This is a genomic window from Psychrobacillus sp. FSL K6-2365 (genome assembly GCF_038003165.1).
GTDB classification, from domain to species: domain Bacteria; phylum Bacillota; class Bacilli; order Bacillales_A; family Planococcaceae; genus Psychrobacillus; species Psychrobacillus psychrodurans.
Genome location: NZ_JBBOOO010000001.1, coordinates 1,345,665 through 1,368,488, shown reverse-complemented (window position 1 = coordinate 1,368,488; position 22,824 = coordinate 1,345,665). Strand labels below are relative to the sequence as shown.

General features: G+C 36.3%; 21 protein-coding genes. 2 read left to right on the top strand and 19 right to left on the bottom strand.

Features of this window, described 5'->3' with window-relative positions; all coding sequences use genetic code 11:
* Position 1: 1 nt before the first annotated feature.
* The 18 genes from MKY29_RS06485 to MKY29_RS06405 all read right to left on the bottom strand — a co-directional run bounded on the left by MKY29_RS06485 (position 2) and on the right by MKY29_RS06405 (position 19,318).
* On the bottom strand, positions 2 to 1,057 hold the full coding sequence (locus MKY29_RS06485) for an FtsW/RodA/SpoVE family cell cycle protein (RefSeq protein WP_340880817.1): 1,056 nt from the start codon (positions 1,055 to 1,057) through the stop codon (positions 2 to 4).
* Between the two features lie 55 nt (positions 1,058 to 1,112).
* On the bottom strand, positions 1,113 to 2,468 hold the full coding sequence (murD, locus tag MKY29_RS06480) for a UDP-N-acetylmuramoyl-L-alanine--D-glutamate ligase (protein WP_340879341.1): 1,356 nt from the start codon (positions 2,466 to 2,468) through the stop codon (positions 1,113 to 1,115).
* Position 2,469: 1 nt separating this feature from the next.
* The gene (mraY, locus tag MKY29_RS06475) at positions 2,470 to 3,441 is read right to left on the bottom strand and encodes a phospho-N-acetylmuramoyl-pentapeptide-transferase (RefSeq protein ID WP_090562838.1); all 972 of its coding nucleotides are present in this window, start codon (positions 3,439 to 3,441) and stop codon (positions 2,470 to 2,472) included.
* A 46-nt stretch (positions 3,442 to 3,487) separates the two neighbouring features.
* The gene (locus tag MKY29_RS06470; protein WP_090563574.1) at positions 3,488 to 5,356 is read right to left on the bottom strand and encodes a penicillin-binding transpeptidase domain-containing protein; all 1,869 of its coding nucleotides are present in this window, start codon (positions 5,354 to 5,356) and stop codon (positions 3,488 to 3,490) included.
* Between the two features lie 101 nt (positions 5,357 to 5,457).
* Positions 5,458 to 7,623 (bottom strand): penicillin-binding protein, encoded by a 2,166-nt coding sequence (locus MKY29_RS06465; RefSeq protein WP_340879340.1) that lies wholly within the window; start codon positions 7,621 to 7,623, stop codon positions 5,458 to 5,460.
* 35 nt (positions 7,624 to 7,658) lie between these two features.
* Positions 7,659 to 8,027: a cell division protein FtsL gene (gene ftsL, locus MKY29_RS06460; protein WP_090562841.1), complete on the bottom strand. Its 369-nt coding sequence runs from the start codon at positions 8,025 to 8,027 to the stop codon at positions 7,659 to 7,661.
* Complete coding sequence (gene rsmH, locus MKY29_RS06455) at positions 8,028 to 8,978, bottom strand: 16S rRNA (cytosine(1402)-N(4))-methyltransferase RsmH (RefSeq protein ID WP_241596044.1); 951 nt, start codon at positions 8,976 to 8,978, stop codon at positions 8,028 to 8,030.
* Between the two features lie 131 nt (positions 8,979 to 9,109).
* Entirely contained in the window at positions 9,110 to 9,541 is a 432-nt protein-coding gene (mraZ, locus tag MKY29_RS06450; protein ID WP_090562848.1) for a division/cell wall cluster transcriptional repressor MraZ, read from the bottom strand.
* Positions 9,542 to 10,611: 1,070 nt separating this feature from the next.
* On the bottom strand, positions 10,612 to 12,276 hold the full coding sequence (gene bshC / locus MKY29_RS06445) for a bacillithiol biosynthesis cysteine-adding enzyme BshC (RefSeq protein WP_340879339.1): 1,665 nt from the start codon (positions 12,274 to 12,276) through the stop codon (positions 10,612 to 10,614).
* A 60-nt stretch (positions 12,277 to 12,336) separates the two neighbouring features.
* Positions 12,337 to 12,705, bottom strand: a complete 369-nt coding sequence (locus MKY29_RS22000) for a DUF3397 domain-containing protein (RefSeq protein WP_445677869.1) — start codon at positions 12,703 to 12,705, stop codon at positions 12,337 to 12,339.
* Position 12,706: 1 nt separating this feature from the next.
* Entirely contained in the window at positions 12,707 to 13,597 is an 891-nt protein-coding gene (locus MKY29_RS06440; protein ID WP_241596049.1) for a 2-dehydropantoate 2-reductase, read from the bottom strand.
* A 411-nt stretch (positions 13,598 to 14,008) separates the two neighbouring features.
* Positions 14,009 to 15,550: an acyl-CoA carboxylase subunit beta gene (locus tag MKY29_RS06435; RefSeq protein ID WP_340879336.1), complete on the bottom strand. Its 1,542-nt coding sequence runs from the start codon at positions 15,548 to 15,550 to the stop codon at positions 14,009 to 14,011.
* Between the two features lie 15 nt (positions 15,551 to 15,565).
* Complete coding sequence (locus MKY29_RS06430) at positions 15,566 to 15,778, bottom strand: acetyl-CoA carboxylase biotin carboxyl carrier protein subunit (protein ID WP_090562863.1); 213 nt, start codon at positions 15,776 to 15,778, stop codon at positions 15,566 to 15,568.
* Entirely contained in the window at positions 15,775 to 17,136 is a 1,362-nt protein-coding gene (locus MKY29_RS06425) for an acetyl-CoA carboxylase biotin carboxylase subunit (RefSeq protein ID WP_093494390.1), read from the bottom strand. Before MKY29_RS06425 ends, MKY29_RS06430 begins: the two co-directional genes overlap by 4 nt.
* A gap of 127 nt (positions 17,137 to 17,263) precedes the next feature.
* Complete coding sequence (locus MKY29_RS06420) at positions 17,264 to 17,665, bottom strand: hypothetical protein (protein ID WP_090562870.1); 402 nt, start codon at positions 17,663 to 17,665, stop codon at positions 17,264 to 17,266.
* Between the two features lie 60 nt (positions 17,666 to 17,725).
* Positions 17,726 to 18,487, bottom strand: a complete 762-nt coding sequence (locus MKY29_RS06415; protein ID WP_093494389.1) for an enoyl-CoA hydratase/isomerase family protein — start codon at positions 18,485 to 18,487, stop codon at positions 17,726 to 17,728.
* A 93-nt stretch (positions 18,488 to 18,580) separates the two neighbouring features.
* Positions 18,581 to 18,754: a 50S ribosomal protein L32 gene (rpmF, locus tag MKY29_RS06410; protein ID WP_090562877.1), complete on the bottom strand. Its 174-nt coding sequence runs from the start codon at positions 18,752 to 18,754 to the stop codon at positions 18,581 to 18,583.
* A gap of 24 nt (positions 18,755 to 18,778) precedes the next feature.
* Positions 18,779 to 19,318: a YceD family protein gene (locus MKY29_RS06405; protein ID WP_090562880.1), complete on the bottom strand. Its 540-nt coding sequence runs from the start codon at positions 19,316 to 19,318 to the stop codon at positions 18,779 to 18,781.
* A 124-nt stretch (positions 19,319 to 19,442) separates the two neighbouring features.
* Between MKY29_RS06405 and MKY29_RS06400 the strand changes: the two genes are divergently transcribed.
* Entirely contained in the window at positions 19,443 to 20,660 is a 1,218-nt protein-coding gene (locus MKY29_RS06400) for a nucleotidyltransferase (protein ID WP_340879335.1), read from the top strand.
* Between the two features lies 1 nt (position 20,661).
* Here MKY29_RS06400 and MKY29_RS06395 read toward each other — a convergent pair whose 3' ends face one another.
* On the bottom strand, positions 20,662 to 21,711 hold the full coding sequence (locus MKY29_RS06395) for a SepM family pheromone-processing serine protease (protein ID WP_093494387.1): 1,050 nt from the start codon (positions 21,709 to 21,711) through the stop codon (positions 20,662 to 20,664).
* A 96-nt stretch (positions 21,712 to 21,807) separates the two neighbouring features.
* On the opposite strand from MKY29_RS06395, the gene MKY29_RS06390 reads away from it, so the two are divergent.
* Complete coding sequence (locus MKY29_RS06390; RefSeq protein WP_093494386.1) at positions 21,808 to 22,686, top strand: hypothetical protein; 879 nt, start codon at positions 21,808 to 21,810, stop codon at positions 22,684 to 22,686.
* Positions 22,687 to 22,824: the final 138 nt, after the last annotated feature.

The following is a 22,824-nucleotide window of genomic DNA, read 5'->3' as shown; positions in this document are numbered from 1 at the left end:
TCTACCGCCCCCCTTCTTTATCAGTTTCTTTGGCTAAATTTAAAATAATTCCAATAATCCCCCATGTCATCACTAATGACGATCCCCCATAACTGATGAATGGTAAAGTCACTCCTGTCACTGGTAACAGTCCAGTAACTACTCCCATATTTAAAAATGTTTGTACTGCCAACAGGGAAGTAAATCCGATAATCATCAGCTGGCGTTCACGTGTTTTTGCACGTGCAGCCATTGTGAAACTAGTCGTAAAGAAAGTCACAAAGGCAAGTACGATGATGAATCCCCCGATGAAACCTGCCTCTTCTAATAGAATAGAAAAGATAAAATCATTTTGAGGTTCCGGCAAATATAAAAACTTCTGGCGGCTATTTCCATAACCAAACCCGAATAATCCAGCTGGTCCTATTGCAAGCAATGATTGTATAGCTTGAAACCCAGAGCCCAAAGGATCGTTCCAAGGGTCTAAAAAAGCTTGAATTCGTACAAGTCTGTATGGTGCTGAAACAATTAATAACACAAAAGCAACAATTCCACTCAAGCCTATCCAGAGGAAGAACTTAAACGGAAGACCTGCTGCGAACAATAAAAAGAATACAGCAACAACCAAGACAAATGCTGAACCAAAATCTGGCTGAACCATGATAAAACCAATTGGTAATAATAACAGGACCGCACTTTGAATATACATTTTCATCCTAGAATTTTTTTCATTTGCAAGGGTGCTTGCCAAAACTCCTAAAACAGCTATTTTAGCTAACTCAGCTGGTTGAAAGTTCATAAAACCAAGTGAAATCCAGCTTTGAGATCCATTTCGAACAACTCCAATGCCTGGAATCAAAACGCCGATTAGCATAACAATTGCAACTATATATAAACCTTTCCAAAATCCATCTGACCGTATGAAACTCGATTTTTGAATAATAAATGCTCCAAAGATCCCTACAACTAAATATGCAGCTTGTTTTAACGCAAAAGGCATTTGTCCTTTATAATGGACTTCGCTCCAATAGGAACCGGCTGAATGAACAAATAATATACCTATGATGGATAAAAACAGTACAGAAGATAGGAAAATAAATTTTCTTGTATCTTTCGTTTAGGTCATCCTTTCATTACTCTTCTAAAGAAATAACTCGATTGATAAATTCTTCGCCACGTATCTCAAAGCTTTCATATTGGTCCCAACTTGCACAAGCGGGAGATAATAATATAATATCCCCTTCCGATGACAACTCAGTTGCCATTTCAAATGCTTCACCTAATGTTTGAACACTAACTACAGAAGGTATTCTCTGTGCTTCTCCAAACTTTTGTAGTCTGTCTTTAGTTGCTCCGTAATGGACTAATGCTTTCACACGATGTAAGTATGGTATTAATTCATCAAATGAATGTCCACGGTCCACACCACCTGCTATTAATATAACCGGCTCCGTAAATCCTTCCAATGCACTTTTAGTAGCAAGTGCATTGGTAGCTTTTGAGTCATTATAGAATTTACGTCCCTTCCACTCCTTGATAAACTGTGTGCGATGCTTAACCCCATGGAACGTCGACAATACTTGTATAATAGCTTCCACAGAGCAATTCATCATAAGTGCAGTAGCAGTAGCTGCTAATGCATTTTCTAAATTATGTTTACCTCGTAGCGCGATGATTGATCTATTAAATAATTGTTCACCGTTCCAGTAAACATATAAATCATCCGCACTAATACCATCCTTTGTTTTAAGACTTACATAGAAAGGTATTTTGGATGCATTACTTTTTTGGGCATAATCTTTTACAATTTGCTGCTCCCCATTAAAAACTAGCCAATCGCTAGCATCTTGTTTTTGGGTAATTTTAAATTTAGCATCTGTGTATTCTTGAAAATCCCTATGATAATCTAGATGGGCCTCATACAAGTTAAGCAATACGGAAACTTTAGGCTTTAAGTCTTCTGTACCCATTAGTTGGAACGAAGATAATTCAGTGACGATAATATTGTCTTCTGTTGCTTCTTTTGCAACACTAGTTGCCACCGTCCCAATATTTCCAGCTATTTTTGGCTTTTTATTGGCAGCTGCAAGCATTTCAAATATTAATGTTGTTGTTGTTGTCTTCCCATTTGACCCTGTAATTCCTATCATAGGAGCTTCGCTAATACGATACGCTAGTTCTACCTCTGTCCATACTGGAATACCTCTTTTATTTGCCTCTGCAACGACTGGATTGGTATAAGGTATCCCCGGATTTTTGACGATAAGACTAAACCCTTCGTCTAAAAGATCTTCCGGATGACTTCCGCAAATAACTGTAAGCCCTTTGGACAACAAATACTGAGCGTTTTCATTTTGCTCAAATGGCTTTGAATCATTTACGGTAACAAAAGCTCCTAAATCATGAAGAATTTCTGCAGCAGCAGTACCACTTTTCGCCAATCCTAAAACGAGTATTTTTTTATGAAATACAATTGGTAATTTCTTCATATTACAAAACCTCCAAGCAGACTACAATCATTGCAGCTATAAAACCTATTGCCCAAAAAACGGTAACTATTTTACGTTCATTCCAACCTGATAATTCAAAATGATGATGAATTGGGCTCATTTTAAATATACGTTTTCCGGTTGTTTTAAAGCTAATTACCTGCAAAATTACCGACAATGTTTCAATTACAAAAATAATACCGACTAGAAGTAATAACAATTCATGTTTAACTAGAATGGATACCATTGCTAGTGCGCCACCTAATGCTAGAGAACCCGTATCTCCCATAAACACTTTTGCTGGATTTTTGTTGAATAATAAAAACCCTAAAAGTGAACCCGAAACACTGAATGTGAATATAGCTATATCTGTTTGTTCATAAGCAAGTGCTAGAACACCAAATGTCGCAAAAGCAACCGTTGCAGTTCCTGCTACTAAACCATCTAAGCCATCTGTTAAATTGACAGCATTTGAAAACCCTACTAACCAAAATATTAGGAACGCAATATACAATTGTCCTAAAGCTAGTTCCATTTGTGTAAATGGTATTTCAATGGTTGTATCAAACGGACCTTGCTTTAGTAAGAAATACGCAATTACCGCAATAAGAATCTGACCAATTAGTTTCTGAATAGAAGTTAAACCCAGATTTCTCTTCAATACTACTTTTATAAAGTCATCTAAAAACCCAATTACACCGAATCCTACCAGGATAACTAATAAAACAATTGACTGAGTCGTTAACTGATCAAAATAAAATGAAAGAGCAAGTGTAGAAATAATAATAGATGCTAAAAAGATTAGTCCTCCCATTGTAGGAGTACCCGCCTTTTTATGGTGCGACTGTGGGCCTTCTTCTCTTATACTTTGACCAAATTTCATTCTTCTTAAATACGGAATAACTATTGGAGCAAGAATAATAGTGATTAAAAAACTAACAATAAGTGTAATAACCGTTGTAGACAATGTCATGAAAAAATCTCCTTAAATACGATCAACTAATAATGAATGTACTGTTTTATTTATTTGTGTAGACATGTATTGTTCCATCTAATGGGATGAGCCCATTTTCTTTTGGTAGCTGAGAAATTATTTCGTCTCCCTCACCATGCCAAACAATAGTAAATGGATACATATAGGACGTAATTTCTTTCCTTTTCGTTCCTACTAGGTTTGGTGTACGGACTTGTTCCACATCTCCCCATCTATACTCTTTTTCCAATTGGGTGCCACTACCCTTAGTCTTCATTGAATCTTCCAAAATTTGACCTACAATTGGTGCTGCAATGACTCCACCAAATTGAGTGCTATGTTTTGGGTTATCAATTGCCACATATACAATAAGCTCAGGATTATCAGCAGGTGCAAATCCTATAAAGGAAACAATGTATTCCCCTTCCATATACCGCCCGTCTTGAACTTTTTGTGCTGTTCCTGTTTTACCACCAATGCGAAGTTGGTCGCGATACGCGTTTCTACCTGATCCTTCCGCAACAACATGTTCCAAAGCATCTCGTACAATGGCTGAAGTTTCCTCACTAATCACTTGACGCTTCATCTCTGGCTCACTACTTGATAATATTTCGTTTGTTTCACCATCAATTGTATTTTTCACAATAAATGGCTTATATAGATATCCACCATTAACTGCTGCGGCTACAGCTTGAACTTGTTGGATAGGTGTAACAGATATCCCTTGACCAAAGGATGTTGTAGCATGTTCAACTGGTCCAAAGTTTTCTTTACTAAATAGAATACCCGTTGATTCCCCAGCCATCCCTGATCCTGTAGATTCACCAAAGCCAAAGTTGCGTATGTACTCCGACAGTTTCTCTGCACCTACTCTATTCCCTAGTTCAATAAAACCAGGGTTGCAAGAATTTTCAACAACCTCTAGGAATGTTTGATCTCCATGTCCTTCACGTTTCCAACAACGGAGTCTCGCTCCCTCGACCATTGTATACCCGATATCATGGAAATGATCTTCCTCTAAGTCTACTACTTTCTCTTCTAATGCGGCACTTAATGTAATAATCTTAAAAGTTGAACCAGGTTCAAAAGTCATCCAGACTGGTAAGTTTCTGTTATAAATAGTTGAGTCCACCTCTTGGTATGAAGATGGATCAAAATTAGGAGCAGAAGCAAGAGCTAATATTTCACCGTTTTTCGGATTCATGACGATTGCAATCGCTTGAGTCGCCTCATACTTTTGCATAGCTTGAGTAAGTTCACGTTCAACTACTTTCTGAATATCTAAATCCACGGTAAGCTGTACATGATTACCTTTTACTCCATTTTTCCAGCCATCATCCACATGAGGAAGCGGTACTCCCTTGGCATCGGTAAACATTCGCACAGCAGAAGACTCCCCTTTTAAAATAGAATCATATTGATATTCGATTCCAGCAAGCCCTTGTGCATCATATCCAGTGAATCCTACTAATCTAGATAACATATTACCATAAGGATAGTCTCTTATATAATCTACTCCTGCATACAATCCTTTAATATTCTTATCTTGTATGTCCATTGCAAGTTCACTTGAAATATTTTTTCCTTTTGGTGCAATCTTTACCAAGTAGCTTCTTTTGTTTATCTGCTCTAAAAGCTCACCTTTGTCCATGCCAATTAAAGGACCAATTTCATCAGCTACTTGTTCTGGATCATCATTTTGAGATGGCATATAAAACAAGGTAGGTGAAAGCTTATTGCCAACAATTACTTCACCATTACGATCCAAAATATTCCCACGCAGCGATGCGTAAGGTAGTTCTCTATCCCAGCTTTCTTTCGCTTTCGTCGTAAGTTCATCAAACTGAAAAAATTGAAGTTGAACTAACTTGAACAGTACCAATAAGAATAAAAAAATAATCATAATCCAAATCATGCGTAGACGTACAATTTGTTTTAATTTTGAAATTGCCAATTCCCCTTTAGTCCGTTTTAGATAACTTATGAGAAAATGACTCTAACTATTCTATCCCTCTTTTAGTCCTGAGGTAAATCTGTAAGTGATTCTTCTTTGCTTGTTTCCATATTCGTTACTACATCAGGAGTGGCAAGTTTTACGACTATGGGAGTGTCAGCCGTTACGATCGATCCTCCAGTCAAACTCTGTTCTGTTACAAACCCTTCTCCAACAATTTCAATAGGTAATTTTGATAATGATTTATATAACATTATATTTCTTTTTGACCAGCCCTTAAAGTTTGGTAATTGAATGTCTCCCTGTCCCTTGATAAAGACTGTGCTATTTGAAATAGTCGATACATTAGCCACAGGATACTGTTCTTCCACCTTATCCGACTGACCGATAACTACTGTTTTTAAACCCTCTGCTTCAAGTTTACTTTGACTCTCAATTATATTTTCTCCAATTACATTAGGCATTTTAATTGGTTTTGCAAGTTCCGTGTTCTCCGGCTCGATATTTAAATATTTTAAACTTCTTTCTGTTACCGAGTTGAAAATTTCTGATGTCGTTTCGGAACCTGATTCAGTTGGCTCCAAATTAGGTCGATGTACCATGATATATACGATTAACTGCGGGTCCTCAACTGGAGCCATCCCTATGAAAGAATATAGGAAATCATTTCTTCCCCAATAGTAACCACCGCCAGGTTTTGCTATTTGAGCAGTTCCAGTTTTTCCAGCTGATGTATATCCATTTAACTTGAATTTCTTAGCAGTACCTATTTCTGACGTTATAGTGCTTTCCAGTATTTCTTTTACCTGCTGTGCAGTCTCTTTAGAAATTGGAGATTTTTTTTCAGTCGGTTTGTGATTCTCCACTACTTCATTTGTATTTGGATTGACAATTTGCTCAATAATATAGGGTTGCATCATTTTACCTTCATTTGCTATAGCAGTCATACCCTGGACCATTTGTATAGGTGTAACAGTTGTACCCTGACCAAAAGTTGTAGTAATTCGTTCAACTGGTCCAGAATCTGCTATAATTCCAGAGGCTTCATTGGGGAGGTCAATTCCCGTCTTCTGTCCAAATCCGAAGAGTTTAATGTATTCATTGAATGTTTCCTCTCCTATTTGGTTCAGTAAGTAAGCCATTGATACGTTGGATGAACGTTGGAAACCTTGTAAATACGTTATATTACCCCACCCTACTACGTTATGATCACGAATCGTTCTATCATAAATCGTATAGGATCCAGACTTAAACGTAGCATTAGGTGCCCATACCCCCTCCTCAATTGCAGAGGCTAGTGTGAATACTTTGAAGGTAGATCCTGGTTCAATTGTCTGCTCTGTTACTTCATTTAACCAGTTAGTGGATAATCCTTCTCTTGTATTCGGTTCAAAGGTAGGTCGCTGGGACATAGCTAATATCTTCCCAGTTTTCGGATCTGCAACAACTGCCGTAATCTTTTCTGGTTCATACTTATCTTGCACTTTATTCATAGATTCTTCTAAAAAGTTCTGAATGGTCTTATCTAGTGTGAGCTGGATATCCAAACCATCCTGTGCCTTTGTTACCATTTTTTCAGCATTCGGAAGTAAAAAACCTTTAGTATCACTTTTGAATTCGACTTTACCAGGAGTACCTGTTAACTCTTCATCATAAATATATTCAAGCCCCATTTTTCCGACAGGTTCAGCTGTCCCATCTTCCTTCTCTTCTTTTAGAGCGAAACCTATTAAATGGGAAGCAAACTGACCATTAGGATATAATCTTTTCAAATCTTCGATAAAAATAATTCCAGGTAGTTTGTTACTTTTAATCTCTTCCATTAATTGATTGTTAATATCTCTACCAGATTTTCCGAACTCCACTTGATATTTCTCAGCTTTTATATTTTTATCTAGTAAACTAATAATCTCTTGTTCTGTCATATCTATATAATTCGCTAATACTTTAGCAGTCTTTGCCGTATCAGTAACATGTCTTTGTACACTACTATTATTAGAGGCACTTGGACTAATCACAGCAATCATTTTATAGCTAAGTGTATCCTGCGCAATAATTTCACCATTACGATCAATTATTTTACCTCTACTAGCTTGAAGTGTTTGTTCTCTACTATATTTATTCTCTGCTTTTGTTGATAATTCTTGTCCTTCGGCTGTGCCTGTATACTGTATAAATACAAAGCGACTAAGTAATAAAAAAAAGAGCCCTCCATATAGTAAAAACATTAGAAAGGCTCCCCATTGAAAACGAAATTTCTTATTCATTGTCCTGGCACTACCTTTACGTTTTGCTCATTCAGTTTCAAACCGAGCTCTTCCGCCTTTTTCCAAATGCGATCATAGGTAGATAATTCATTTACTTGTATAGACAAGTCGGTATTCTTTTTCACAGTAGAGTCAATTTCCTTTTCAAGTAGAGAAATATCGGTAGTTGTTGCCCGTACAGCGGTTTGAGTTTGAATAATCATTAAAGACAAAATGGTAACTATAGCTAATAACCCAATAAAAAGGATTTTTTCTCCTCGAGAAATCAGTTTATTACGTTGTTTTGCCGGCTTCTTTACAAGTGGTTGTTCAGGGTAAGAAGGCCGAGTTATGTATGTTTGTGACTGATGTTTACGAATAGCCATTTAGACACTCCCCTTTTCGATTAATTTTTCCACAATGCGTAACTTTGCTGAACGGGAACGATTATTTACCGCTAATTCGTCCTCCGACGGGACAATAGGTTTCCTTGTAACCAGCTTTAACATTGGTTCCATGCCTGCAGGAATCATTGGTAAATTTGGAGGTAAATCAGGTATAGAAGATGCTTCCTTAAAAATTGTTTTAGTTAGTCTGTCTTCCAAAGAGTGGAAAGTAATAACACTTACTCTTCCCCCGACTTTGATGAGCTTAATAGCATCTTCAAGGGAGTCTTCTGCCGCTCCTAATTCATCATTTACTGCAATTCGGATTGCCTGGAAAATACGCTTCGCAGGATGTCCTCCAGTTCTTCTAGCAGCTGCTGGTATGCCTTCTTTTATTAATTCTACGAGTTGGAATGTGGTAGCAATTGGCTCTATCTCTCTAGCCTTTTCAATTTTACGCGCTATCTGTTTGGAAAACTTCTCTTCTCCGTAACGGAAAAATATTTTGAGCAGTTTTTCATAGGACCATTCGTTGACTACATGATAAGCAGTTAACTCACTTGATTGATCCATACGCATATCTAAGGGTGCATCATAGTTGTAGCTGAATCCACGCTCAGGAGTATCCAATTGTGGAGATGATACTCCTAAGTCATACAAAATCCCATCGACTTTTTCAACACCAATTTGGTAAAGTTCATCTTTTAAATAACGAAAGTTAGCATGTACAAAAGTAACTTTATCTAAAAACGGTGCAAGTTTTGTCTTGGCATTTTCAATAGCCGTCATATCTTGGTCAAAGCAAATAAGTCTACCTTTTTCATTTAATTGTTGTACTAAATACTCACTGTGGCCAGCTCCGCCTAGTGTGCAATCCACATAGATCCCATCAGGACGAATAGCTAGTCCATCTACTGTCTCTTTTAATAATACGGTTGTGTGATGAAACAAGCTGTCCCCTCCTCTTTATTAAATTAACCTTGGCGTAGTTCTGTTCAGATTTATATCATTTAACTCGATGTTAAATCCACCAGATACTTTAACCTAATTCAGTGGGGGAGAAAACCCCTACTAGTTAAAAGTTATATGTCAAAGCCAATCATATTTTCTGCAATATCATTGAAAGAATCCTCAGATTCCACAAAATAATTTTCCCAAGCATCTTTTGCCCATATTTCAAGACGATTCGATACTCCAAGTACGATACATTCCTTGTCCATTTTTGCATAGCTACGGAGGTTGATCGGAATATTAATACGACCTTGTTTGTCTATTTCTACTTCGGTTGCACCTGAGAAGAAAAAACGAGTAAATGCACGAGCATCTTTCTTAGTAACTGGGAGTTCTTTTAATTTTTCTTCGAGTTTTCGCCATTCATTCATAGGATAACCAAATAAGCAATTATCGAGACCACGCGTTAAGACAAAACTGTCATCTAAATGCTCTCGGAATTTTGAAGGAATTATTAACCGTCCCTTCGCATCAACGTTATGTTGATATTCGCCCATGAACATGCTACTCACCCCACTTTATGTCATTAACATACCACATCGCCCCACTTTCCTCCACCGTTTTTTTTAAAACAGGACAATATTTCTTTAAAATGTGTAAATAGTACTTGTTGAGACAGGATTTCTAGCAATTTCAACAAAGTATTCCTAGAACTTTAAGACTTATAAAAGTTAGAATTTTGGCCGGTTTTTATATAATGATTACAACCTTTTCAAAAATTGCAGATGAAATTCCTCAGAATGTGGGGGAGATTCCATTAAAATAAACCACCGAATCAAAAATAAGGTGCTTAATTGGATAATTGGCATGGTAGTTGGAAAAAAGTTCGTCTCATACAAAAATCAGAATCGTTCAGATCTAATCCTGTTTCTATCGCTTTATGAGCTCTTAGGTCAGTCGTTCTGCAATATTATTCCATAGCAATTTTAGGGATTTACATTAGAGTCAAAAGCTTCCGTGTAAAACGGAAATCACCAGTATTATTAGATAGATATTAATCTTCTAAATACAAAACCACTAAGTAATAAACATAAAATTTAATCCTTTCGCTATAAGAAAAACCACGCAAATAGACGCCTGGTCCTTATAGTTCAAAACCTGTTTCTAACTTTGTCCAATTGTTTTTTAAAGCAACTGGTAATCTTATGGCATTTGTCTGTCCGTCGCCATTCTACAACTTTTAGAAACAGGTTAGTACATTTTTGGATAACTAGAGAAAGCTACTAACTATTCCTAGAGTAAGCTCATGAAAAATATAATTTCTTTGGCTGTTCACTTCTTAATAGTGCAAACACTTACTCTCGTATAAAAGCGATTACAAATAATTTGATCACCCTCTAAAACTTGATTGATTGTAGTGCAAGGTAACGACTCCGACGGGAATAGTGTCAGGCGAAGACCTTGCGCAAAGCGGGGACGCTAAGGTAACGCCCGAGTAAAGCGTCCACCTGAAACGGGAATCAGCAGGATTACACATTCTTGAAAGTGCCTGGAACTCAGTGTTCACAGGAAATTTTCATTTACTTCCCTATCTCATAAAAAATCCCCCACTTAGGAAAGTGGGGGCATAGAATTATAAATAAATCACATGATGTTTACCATTAAATTCATAAGGAACCTCTAATAATTTTTGAATTAGAGATGGACCATACTCATTCAACAATTGAATAGGTGTAAATGTTCGTTCTTGTAGTCCACCGTTTGGCACTAGATTCATACTAATACGATCATAGCGATTAATAGTCGCATCTAACTTACTTAGGAATGTATCTTCAATTGCATTATGGATGAATTTCAGCTGCTTTTCATGGTTAAGTAAATTCTTTTGCACTAAAGGAGACAACTTTAACCCATCGTTCATTAAAAGTTTCTCAAGCTTTTCATACTTTTCTATAAGATCCTCTTTTATTTCTTCAACCAAACGAGGGATTTCTTCATTACGATTATTATTAATGTAATTCAACTTAGCATCTTGCAGTGATCCATCCCACACATCTTCTATAGTAAAGGATAACTTCTCTAATAACGATTGCGTTTTGGCATTGACAATAGAAATACTAATTCGTGGCATAAGAACTGGCATTTTCATATCAAAAAGCTCAAATGCTGTTTTAAGTGTACCCCAATAAGCAATTTCACCAGGTCCAGCAATGAAACTTAACACCGGGAAGACCATTTCCTGCATAATCGGTCTAGTCACTACATTATTACTTAACCTCTCGGGATGCTCTCTAGCAATTACCATCATTTCATCTAGTGTAAACGATATTCCCTTTGCCTCATAGATAAATCGATCGTTGACTCTTTCAAGCAAAAAACGTTCTCCCTCTTCAATATAAAATAAATGAGCCGCTGATTCTTTCGCTTGTATTGGAGTACCAAACCCTTCTCGCTCCATTTCTCCTTCATGTTCAAATACAACCTTAGCTATTTCTGCAGAATGTAATATTTGTAATTGGAAAAAATCACTTTCCAGTTTTCTTAAAGGTTCATATGCAGCATCTAATAAAAGTAACCCTTCTTCTTGAAAAAGTTCATTCATCAAAGCTGTAAAAAAACTTGTATACGTTAAGTTATTTTCTAAAAGCTCCATGACTTTAAATTTAAGGCTTTTCGTGTAAAAGGTCTCTGGTAAACTTTTGAAAATTTCATCCAAATAGCCATCCATTAATCGTAGATCGAAAGTAGATTCGGAAGCAATTTTTTTGATTCTAGACTTTTCCGGATAAACAAGTTTTTGAAGTGTTCGACTTCTTTCTATGTAGACATGATTTATTTCATCAATATCATGATCCTCTCCTGCAATCCAAAAAACAGGTATAACAGGCACTCCTTGTATTTCCCTTTGTTGTTTTGCCAATGCAATAACAGAAATTGCTTTATGGATTGAATACAACGGTCCAGATAGAATCCCGGCTTGCTGCCCTCCAATAACTACAATCCCATTGTTTTTAAGTTCATCTATATGCTGCTTACTCTTCGCCGATATACCATATTTACTCATAAATGAAGTTATCACTTCAGCAAGTTCAGTTCTTTTATGTTTACTAAAATCAGCTTCTTGAATCCTTTTATTAAATGCCTTTTGATTCCATTCATAATGAAAGAAAGAAGATAAGCCAGTAATATCTTCCAAATATTTCTTGTAAAATGAGGAAGCGAATGGTTGTGTGTACTGCTCTAATCGCACGTTTTTTCCACCTCGGTTGTTTTCATATTCATTTTGGTGAAAATTCACCAAAGCTATCATCTTAAATACTTTAAGAGTATATCACTTACTATTTATGTGTGAAAATTATTAGCTTATATAAGTTAAAACATATCGGATAACTCCGAATAACCATAAAATTGCATACATACAGCATAATATCAGAAATAACATTCTCCAAATTTTCCTTAATAACGCAATTACTTCGATTTCTTTTATAGAGCGCCATTCTAGATACGACATAATTGTAGCAAAAATAATGGAAAAAATAACTAGATGCCAACCAATCTCTTTTAAGAAGATAAAAGAAAACAAATTAGTAATAGAAAAATATAAACATAAAGTCGATATATCAGATGCTATTCCAATTGACTTTTTTCTTTTTCGTAAAATGTATTTACTAAAAAGAAAAGTAATCAAAAAAACAACTACCGGATATATAACGAAAACTGAAAGCACATTAACGATTATAATCACCTTCTTTATTCATTTCACTTAATAATAAATAAAACGCCTGTAAAATAGGCAATGTTTTCTTTCTTAGAGTGGCTCTCTCTAGTAAAGCTCCAACTATTGTATCTAACTCCATCATTCGACCATTCTCAAAATCCTTAAGCATGGAAGAACGATTGGATCCAGTATTCTCACAAAGCGCCACAACTTCATCCCAAGTAAGTCTTTCTTTCCATTCTTCAAATGCTTCCATCATTTCGTTGTACATACTTCTCAATATAACTTTATATGAACCATTGTTAATAAGTTCACCATTAGTCACGCAAGCAATGGTAGTCAATGGATTGATTAAACAATTTAGCATCGCTTTTTTAACAAGCATTTGCTCGATGTTCGGTGTTAAAATCAGCGGAAACTTGTCGTTATTCTTCTCTACAATATTATTAATGAAATGCCATTCACCCTTATAAAACCCAATATAAGTTGGACCTACCCCCAAGTGTTGAACCGTATGGTTATTTTTTTTCGTAGCACCATGTAACACAGATCCGATCATAATTGTATCTTGTTGTAATTGCTCTAGGAAATCTATATGTGATAGTCCATTTTGTATAAATAATAGGGGGATATGTAGTGGTAAAGAGTTTAACTGGTTTTTTAATGGTTTAAGATGATGATATTTCACTGCAATAATAATAAGATCCATTCGTTGTAGATCAGCTATGTCCGAAACAATCTCACAAACAATTCGTTCCCGATTTTCATTACTTTTTTCTATGTATAAATGCTTGTCTACATTAGTTTCTCGAACTAAGAAAGTAATACGATGTCCTACCTCCGAAAAATAAGCACCAAATAGTAGCCCTATCGCTCCTGCACCAACAATTCCAATATTCATAAATTCACCCCTGTATCCTAATAAAAACCGGGAAAAGACATTCCCAGCCCTTTGAGTTCAAAATCAGTTTCTATTGTTTTCGAAGGGCTTTAGACATACGTTTTCCTATGTGATTACATTGTGAGTACCAAATACACTTACTTTGTGCCCGCAAGAAGCATATCTTATTTATTATGAATAATCCGATTCTAATTTTTCTTTACTTGCTCTCACCTACGACTTACTTGCGGTCATGTGTGATTTACTTGCTCTAAGGCTAAAATTACTTGCGGTCTATTGCCTTTTACTTGCGAAACGGATAATTTTTCCAAAGCTCTTTATTTATTCAAATTTTTTCAATTACCATTTTTATATACTTTCAAGTCTTTCAAAAAAGGTCTACCTCTGAGGTAGACCTTAGCATTAATAATATTATACAGGAAGCACCGGATGTTTTCGAGGTGCATTTACTATTTGTTTGCCTTCATAGAAGCGCAAACGATTTGCAAGTTCCGAACGTAAAGCACTTGGTGCAACAATCTCATCGATAATCATTTCAGAGGCAAGCTTATAAATATCAATTTCCTCTTTATATTCCGCATGCTTTTCTTGAACAAATTTTAAACGTTCCTTTGGATCTTCGATTGCTTCAATTTTGTTTGAATATACAGCATTTACTGCCGCTTCTGGACCCATTACAGCAATTTGCGCTGTAGGTAAAGCAATACACACATCTGGCTCAAATGCCGGACCAGCCATTGCATATAAACCCGCTCCATATGCTTTACGCACAATAACAGATATTTTCGGAACTGTTGCAGAACTCATTGCTGCAATCAGCTTCGCCCCATGTCTAATAATACCTGCACGTTCTACTTTCGTTCCAATCATAAATCCAGGAACGTCAGCTAGGAATAATAGTGGAATGGAAAATGCATCACAAAGTGAGATAAATTTCGTTGCTTTATCGGCAGAATCAACAAAGAGTACTCCACCTTTAGCTTTTGGTTGATTGGCAATAATACCTACTGCTCTACCATCTATTCGTGCTAATCCAGTAATTAGCTCAGGAGCGAACAGCTTTTTCACATCAAAGAAAGTTCCATCATCAATAATCGCATCTATTGCTTCATACATATCAAATGGTGCATTTTGATTTTCTGGAATGATTTCTTCTAGTGTTCTTCCTTCTTTAATAGCCTTTGCTTCCACTTGTTTAGGTTTTTCTGTATAGTTCGACGGGAAGAAGCTTAAGTAGCGTTTAGCCTCGATAATTGCCTCTTCCTCTGTAGAAACAAGTACATCCCCTACACCACTGACTGTACAGTGCATACGAGCTCCGCCCATTTCTTCCAGTGTTACCTTTTCACCAATAACCTTTTCGGCCATTCGAGGTGAACCTAAATACATGGAAGCATTACCTTCAACCATAAAGACAATATCACAAAAAGCGGGTATATATGCTCCTCCAGCAGCAGAAGGACCAAACAATAGACAAATTTGTGGTATAAAGCCAGAAAGTCTTACTTGGTTATGAAATATCCTCCCTGCTCCCCGGCGATTTGGAAACATATCCAGCTGATCCGTAATACGAGCACCAGCTGAGTCTACTAGGTACAGCATTGGCACTCTATTTTTTTCTGCTATTTCTTGGATGCGAATAATTTTTTCAACTGTACGTGATCCCCATGATCCAGCTTTTACAGTGGAATCATTTGCCATAACGCAAACAGTTTGTCCATTCACTTTACCAGTTGCAGTTACAACCCCATCTGCTGGCAAATTCCCTGCCTCTACATTCGCAAAGCGGCCATCTTCGATATATTCCCCATTATCGAAAAGTAATGCTAAACGATCACGTACAAATAATTTATTTTGCTCTTTCATTTTTTCATGATACTTTTCATGTCCACCAGAATAGACTGATGCTAGTTTTTCTTCTAATCTATCATTATACCCCTTTGATTCTCCCACGGTTTAAAGCCCCCTTTATTCAAACGTTACTAAAACATCGCCTTCATTTACGAAGTCGCCTTCTCCGGCATTGATTGTTGCAATTTTACCCGCTGTTTCCGCTTCTATTGGAATCTCCATTTTCATCGATTCCAACACCATTACTACCTGTCCAGCTGATACTTCTTCCCCAACTGCTACATTTACTGTAAATACTGTTCCTGCCATTGTCGATTCTAAATTTTTCATTTTGAAACTTCCTCCCTTTGTTTGTTCATCCATTCCCCTAAAACAGATGTTGAATACTCACCACTTATAAAACTCTCATCTTCCAAAAACTGATGGAATAGTGGAATATTTGTTTTCACACCTTCTATTTTAGCAGAAGAAAATACTTTTTGTGCAGACTCTATCGCTAATTTTCTATTTTCTGCATGAACAATTATTTTAGAAATCATCGGATCGTAGAACGGCGTGACTTTATCACCTTCTGCGTAACCTGCATCTATTCGAATTTTCTCATCTGTTTCAAAACTTTGTGCAGTGATAGTTCCAGGTGATGGGAAAAATGTTTTTGGGTCCTCCGCATATATTCTAAATTCTATTGCATGTCCATTAGATTTTATCGAAGATTGATCTTTCACAGGTAGTTCTTCTCCAGCAGCAACCTTTAGCTGCCATTCTACTAAATCGAACCCCGTGATAGCTTCCGTAATCGGATGCTCTACCTGTAATCTAGTATTCATCTCTAAGAAATAGAACTGATGATTATGATCTACTATAAATTCAACAGTCCCAGCATTAATATAGTTTACAGCTTTCGCTGCATTCACAGCTGCCTCCCATAATTTCTCCCTAGCTTCCTGAGGGAAATTGGGAGAAGGTGCCTCTTCCATAACTTTTTGGTTTCTACGTTGAACAGAACAATTTCGTTCAAATAAATGAACAATATTTCCGTGAGTGTCCCCAAAAATTTGTACTTCAATATGTCTAGATGAATCAATAAATTTTTCAAGAAAAACTACATCGCTGCCAAAATAAGATTTTGCTCGTGTTTTAATAGATTCAAAATTTTTAACAAGCGTCGCTTCATCATCACATCGAATCATTCCTATACCGCCACCGCCAGCACTCGCTTTAAGCATAATCGGATAGCCAATCGAAGCAGCCGCTACTATTGCATCTTCTACAGAAGCAAGTCCTTCTTCCGTTCCCGGAACAACTGGAACGTTCGCATCAATCATCGTAATTCTTGAACCAATTTTATCTCCCATTTTTTCCATTGTTTCTGGTTTTGGACCAATAAAAATAATACCTTCAGCCTCTGCTTTACGGGCAAACTCAGCATTCTCCGATAAAAACCCGTATCCCGGATGAATCGCATCAACCTTTTCCCTTTTTGCAAGCGCAATAATATCATCTACTTTTAAGTATGATTGTTGAACTTGATTTGGACCTATTAAAAAAGCAAAATCAGCCTCTTTTGCGTAAGGTAAATCTTTGTCAGCTTCCGAATAGATTGCCACAGTTTCAATATTTAATCTTTTACATGTTTTAATAATTCGTCTAGCTATTTCTCCCCTATTTGCAATTAACACTTTCTTCATCTTATTTCCCCCTTCGTTTGACATTTCCCCATCTATATTAGTCTATACGAATGGTGAAAGCGATTTCAACTATATTCTTCAGTATTGTATTTTATACAATAAAAGAAGCCTTATAAAAAGGCTTCTTTTACTTGCGTTCGATATGAGTAATACCTTGTTTAACCCAGTTTAATAACTGTTCATAATCATTTTTCAACAAATTATATGCACTTGAAATTTCATCGTAAGAATGCTTCATTTCATCATAACTTTCCATTGCCAATTGCAAATGGTTTTGAAGCGATGAGGAATCTGCTATTTCTCTAGTAGAATACGAGGTTGTTGTTTTATGTTCTTTTTTAATAATTTGAGGGCGTAGATTCTTGTTCCATCGGAATGCACACGCCTGCTTTGATCTTCCTAGTAATACACTGGCTTCCTGAAAACCAGAAATTTGCGTGTGGCCTTGATTAATTTTGTTCAAAATTATTTCTTTTAGAAGATTATCTTCTTCTTCAGTCCAACTATCTTTTCTCAATTTTACATTCATCTAGATCACCCTTTGCTTTTTTATTAATATATGCAAAGTGGGTACAAATAGACTCTCATATTATTTCTTTTTAGATAAAAATGAATCGACTGCTTGATGATGCGCTTCTTGCTCCCATAGAACGGAACAAGTTCTAACCTCTTCTATAATTCGTTCGAATAATTTAGTCTGTTGCCATTTTCGAATTAATTGCATTTTGTATGCTTTTAATACAGATTCATGTGGCACAATCATTTTTTGTATAAATGTTTCTAGGGCATCGTATTTATTTCCTTCGAAAACTTCCGTTGCCCAGCCAATCGCTTGGAGTTGGTCAGATACATAAGGAATCGATTCTGTTAGCATTTGGAGTGTATGATCTAGTCGCAACCCTTTTTCCCATAAATAGGTTCCTCCGCCCCAACCAGAAGTAATCGCCAATTGACCTTGAATGAACCCACATTTTGCGCCTTTCTTTACTAAACGATAATCGCATAAAGTTGCAATCTCACAACCTCCACCTACTGCGGTACCGTTAACTAACGCTAAAGTAGGGATTGGTAGCGTAGCAACATCATATAAAATAGTCGCTGCGTCACTTAACATTTCATACGACTCTCGCTCTGTTTTCAACTTATGTAGAACAGTTAAATCGCCACCGGAACAAAAAGACTTATCCCCTGCTCCTGTTATTACTGCTAATTTAATAGAACTTTCATTTTTCACTGTAAGTACTAACTCTTTAAACCCCTCTAAGACTTCCATGTTTATCGCATTATGTATAGCAGGTCTATTTATTTCTAAAATAATTATTCCTTCTCTTTTTACTAACGTATAAGCCATTTACTCGCACCCCTTTTAAAAAATGTGAATAGAGAAAAAGACTACCGAAGAGCCATGGTCTCTTTGGTAGTCTTTTAAGGAACAAATACTGAATTATTTGCTCAATACTTCTTTCCCTTTGTATTGACCGCAAGATTTACAAATACGGTGAGCCAATTTCATTTCACCACAATTTGAACAAGCAACCATACCAGGTACGGATAATTTAAAATGTGTACGACGCTTTCTTTTTACAGTTTTAGAAGTTCTTCTAGCTGGTACTGCCATAGGTGGCACCTCCTTACAGATCTATTATTCGTCTGTTTGATCAAAATACTTAGCTAAATCAGCAAGTCTTGGATCTACTTTTGGTTGTTCATCTTCCTGCACTTCTTTGAGTTCTTCGTCTGTTGCATAACTCCAACCATTTCCACCCTCATGTCTAAATTGGTCTGCACCTTCTTTATACACTTGCATTGGAATTTCTAAAAGAATTAATTCTTCTAGAACTGGATCTACATCAATAACATCGCCTTCTACAACATGAAAGTTATCATATGCTCTTGCAGAAGCGAGTGCTGTCTCAGACCAGTTGAAGATTTCATCAGATTCAATCTCAAATGGATATTCTACATCTTCCCAAGTGCGTGCACATGGTAAAATTAGAGTCCCTGAAAGCTGAAAGTGACAAGTCATTTGCGCTGCACCAAATGTACAGTGCCCTTTTACGTGAACGGGTGAAATCCTTCGAACGTCCTGGTTCCGCTTCTTCACGTTTTCGAGTTCCACGAATTCATCTAAAGTTAGTCCGTTCTCACGATATTTAGATAGCTGATGAATTGCCCATTTCATACGATTATCACCTCAAGACAACAAAGTTGATTATATAATGACTGATTTTAGATGTCAAGATAATTTCTTGTCACTACATTAGTTTAACATTATACTGGCATTAAGGAAAGGATTTGATTTAAAGATGAAAGCAACTGGAATTATTGTAGAATATAATCCATTTCATAACGGTCATTTGCATCACCTACAGCAAACTCGTATAAAAACGAATAACGATATCGTCATTGCCGTCATGTCTGGTAACTTTCTTCAGCGCGGGGAACCAGCCCTAGTTGACAAATGGACTCGTTCAAAAATGGCCATTGCTTCAGGTGTTGACTTAGTAATTGAACTTCCTTATGCATTTGCTACAGCGCAGGCGAGTGATTTTGCGAAAGGTTCTATTTTCTTATTAGATGCTTTAAAGTGTAGTTCCTTTTGTTTCGGTAGTGAAGAGGGTTCATTAGAAGCATTTCAACAAACCTACAGTCTATTATCAACCAAAAAAGACGAATATAATACAGCCATTGCAAATTATATAAAAAAAGGTATCAGTTATCCTAAAGCATTAAATGAAGCGTACAATGACATTTCTAAAGCCTCTACGGACCGTTTAGTAGATCTATCTAAACCAAATAATATTTTAGGATACCATTACGTCCAGGCTGCAAACCTTTTAAACAGTAATATTAAACCTGAGACTATTCAACGTGTTGTCGCAAATTTTCATGATGATGCTAATAATAACGAAACTATAGCCAGTGCAACTGGTATTCGCAAATTACTATTCGAAGGGCAGAAAATCTCTGAGGTAAATGCTTTCATGCCTAGTACTAGCTTAGAAGGACTGAAGGATTGGGAAAGTACCTACTTTTCTTTTGGTAGCTGGGAAATATTTTATCCGACACTACGAATACTTATACTTCGCTCATCGAAGGAAAAGTTGGCACAAATTGCAGAGATTACCGAGGGTATGGAAAACGCTATTTGGAAAGCTGCTAAGACACACACTAACTTTGAATCTTTTATGCAACAAATAAAATCAAAGCGCTTTACATGGACAAGGATTCAACGAATGTTAACACATATTTATACCGACTTTACCTGGGACCAATTACGTGACATTGATTTACCCACATATATAAGACCTCTAGCAATGAATAAAAAGGGGCAAGCGTATTTACAAAGCATAAAAAAAGAATTGCAGCTCCCTCTAATTAGTAGAGTAGCCGCAAGTAAAAATGATAAACAGTTGCAATTAGATATTAAAGCTGCAGACCTTTTTTACTTAGGATTACAGTCTTCGTTTGGTCAAAGCATGGTTGGCAGTGATTTTCGAAATGCCCCTATTATTCAAGAATAGATTATTTTTTGGGCTCTAATTGTTCTAAGTAAGCAAGAGCATCATCAATAGTTTTCACAGGTACGATTTTCATATTCGTACCTATTTTTCTTGCAGATTTTAGTGCTTCCTCATAATTAGATGTTAGACCAGGATTATTTTCCAAAACAATAGGATTAATATCATCATCAGGAGCAAACATTATTTCAATGTCTTTATTGTCCGCAGCTATTACTTTTAAGTCTATCCCTCCGATTCTACCAACTGTTCCATCTGGTCCCATTTCTCCTGTTCCTGCTATCTTATATCCCTTTGTAATATCTTCTGGTAATAACTGATTCAGGATCTCTAAAGTAAACATGAGACCAGCTGATGGTCCTCCAATATCTTCAGAGTTAATATGTACACCTGGAGTCGTTTCAACTTTTTTGTCCGCAGTGTAACTAATTCCGATACCTGGCTTTTCAAGCACTCCGGGAATTGATTTGAGAGAAACTTCTTTATCCACCTGTTCCCCATCACGCTCAACCTTTAAACGAATAACATCCCCTTCTGCTTTCTCAGCTAGATAGGCTCTTATAGACTCTTCTGTTAAATCATCGATATCATCCATTTGCAAAATTTTATCACCAGCCTCTAATACTCCATCAGCTGCACCTTCATCCACTACATTAAAAATAAATATTCCGTTATTTGATACAGTATAAGGCTTATTCGCACGGTCAAATGCAACTGAAATAGCATTAAATTGAGAATTTGACATAAGCTTTAATTGACGAACATTATATTCTTTTTCGTCTTCATCTTCTTGACGAATTTCATTTGCTTTGTAAATTTTTTGACTATCTGTAATTTTAGCATATGCGTATGTTAGCGGTGTAGCTTTTGCTAGAGCAATCGTTAGGAGACTCAATGTACCTTCGTCATCTTGATCACCACCATCAACTTCTACAAACGGATCTAATTCGTATGCACCACCCGGTCTAGAAATATAAGATTCTAATGGATAGAAACCTAATGCTAAAACTATCACTACTATGAAAAGAAGGATTATAGGATTTCTCTTCTTCATCAAAATATCCCTCTCTTTCTAAAACACATTTGAATATTAGTTTATCACTTCCATTTTTTTCTGACAAAATATATGTGAACAAAGGATGAATTATACATGCATAGACTGATTACAATTGGAAGCTGGGCACTTATAATCCTTTTATTTTTGCAGCCTGGTGTTGCACACAAAGGTGCAGTTGAAGGTATGAGAATTTTCACAACTGCTCTACTACCTTACTTACTGCCTTATTTAGTAATAACACAGCTATTTATACGTTCTCAAAACTCATTTTTAAACACGACAAATAAATTTAAATTGTATTTTAATATCTATTTATTAAGTGCTATAGGCGGTTTTCCGAGTGGTGCTGCAGTTATTACTTCATTGAAGGAACTGGGTACGCTTAATAAGAGTAATGCTAGTTGGTTAATCGCAATATCCCATGCTCCTAGTCCAATGTTTGTAATAGGCTTTGTAGGGATTGAAATCTTCCATGCTGAAATTGCGGGAATTAAACTCTTACTTATAATTCATGCGGTGAACTTAATCTTTTTACTAGTATTTATCTTTTTATCTCCTCCTATCCATGAAAATTCACATGTTCAAAAGTCTTCTGAGTCGCCATTCCAGGAGAGTATTAAAGAGACCTATCAAATATTATTGCTCATCGGAACTACTGTTATATTTTTTACTACAGTAAGTTTTATAGTGTTTGAATCCGTCAAAGAAATTCTACCTAATATTTCACCTATTCTACTTGTTTTTATTGCTTCTCTCTTTGAAATGACCGGCGGGATTAGCTTAGCAGGGGAAATGTTATCGGGCTCCACGTTTTTACCATTTGTAGTCGCTATTATTATTGCATTTAGCGGAATTAGTATTCATATGCAAATAATTGTGCTTGCACAAAAAGCAAGTATCCCGATTCGCAAATATGTTCTGTTCCGCTTTCTACATATTCTTATCATTCCGATATTGTTTTTCTTTTTGTGATTCTTCCTTTGTTACAAAAATAATATAACCGGGCAAAATTGATGTCCTAACTTTAGTTGCTAACGTTTCCGAAGTGCTTTGAACAGACTCCTCGCTATATTATTACTGATGATTTTTTGGAAATTCTGATCGTGATTT

Coding starts and splice junctions, on each gene's coding strand:
- murD (WP_340879341.1), bottom strand. CDS start 2,468: ATGAAGAAATTACCAATTGTATTTCATAAAAAAATACTCGTTTTAGGA.
- mraY (WP_090562838.1), bottom strand. CDS start 3,441: ATGACATTGTCTACAACGGTTATTACACTTATTGTTAGTTTTTTAATC.
- MKY29_RS06470 (WP_090563574.1), bottom strand. CDS start 5,356: ATGATTTGGATTATGATTATTTTTTTATTCTTATTGGTACTGTTCAAG.
- MKY29_RS06465 (WP_340879340.1), bottom strand. CDS start 7,623: ATGTTTTTACTATATGGAGGGCTCTTTTTTTTATTACTTAGTCGCTTT.
- ftsL (WP_090562841.1), bottom strand. CDS start 8,027: ATGGCTATTCGTAAACATCAGTCACAAACATACATAACTCGGCCTTCT.
- mraZ (WP_090562848.1), bottom strand. CDS start 9,541: ATGTTCATGGGCGAATATCAACATAACGTTGATGCGAAGGGACGGTTA.
- MKY29_RS06440 (WP_241596049.1), bottom strand. CDS start 13,597: ATGAATATTGGAATTGTTGGTGCAGGAGCGATAGGGCTACTATTTGGT.
- MKY29_RS06430 (WP_090562863.1), bottom strand. CDS start 15,778: ATGAAAAATTTAGAATCGACAATGGCAGGAACAGTATTTACAGTAAAT.
- MKY29_RS06425 (WP_093494390.1), bottom strand. CDS start 17,136: ATGAAGAAAGTGTTAATTGCAAATAGGGGAGAAATAGCTAGACGAATT.
- MKY29_RS06420 (WP_090562870.1), bottom strand. CDS start 17,665: ATGAATGTAAAATTGAGAAAAGATAGTTGGACTGAAGAAGAAGATAAT.
- MKY29_RS06415 (WP_093494389.1), bottom strand. CDS start 18,487: ATGGCTTATACGTTAGTAAAAAGAGAAGGAATAATTATTTTAGAAATA.
- rpmF (WP_090562877.1), bottom strand. CDS start 18,754: ATGGCAGTACCAGCTAGAAGAACTTCTAAAACTGTAAAAAGAAAGCGT.
- MKY29_RS06405 (WP_090562880.1), bottom strand. CDS start 19,318: ATGAAATGGGCAATTCATCAGCTATCTAAATATCGTGAGAACGGACTA.
- MKY29_RS06400 (WP_340879335.1), top strand. CDS start 19,443: ATGAAAGCAACTGGAATTATTGTAGAATATAATCCATTTCATAACGGT.
- MKY29_RS06395 (WP_093494387.1), bottom strand. CDS start 21,711: ATGAAGAAGAGAAATCCTATAATCCTTCTTTTCATAGTAGTGATAGTT.
- MKY29_RS06390 (WP_093494386.1), top strand. CDS start 21,808: ATGCATAGACTGATTACAATTGGAAGCTGGGCACTTATAATCCTTTTA.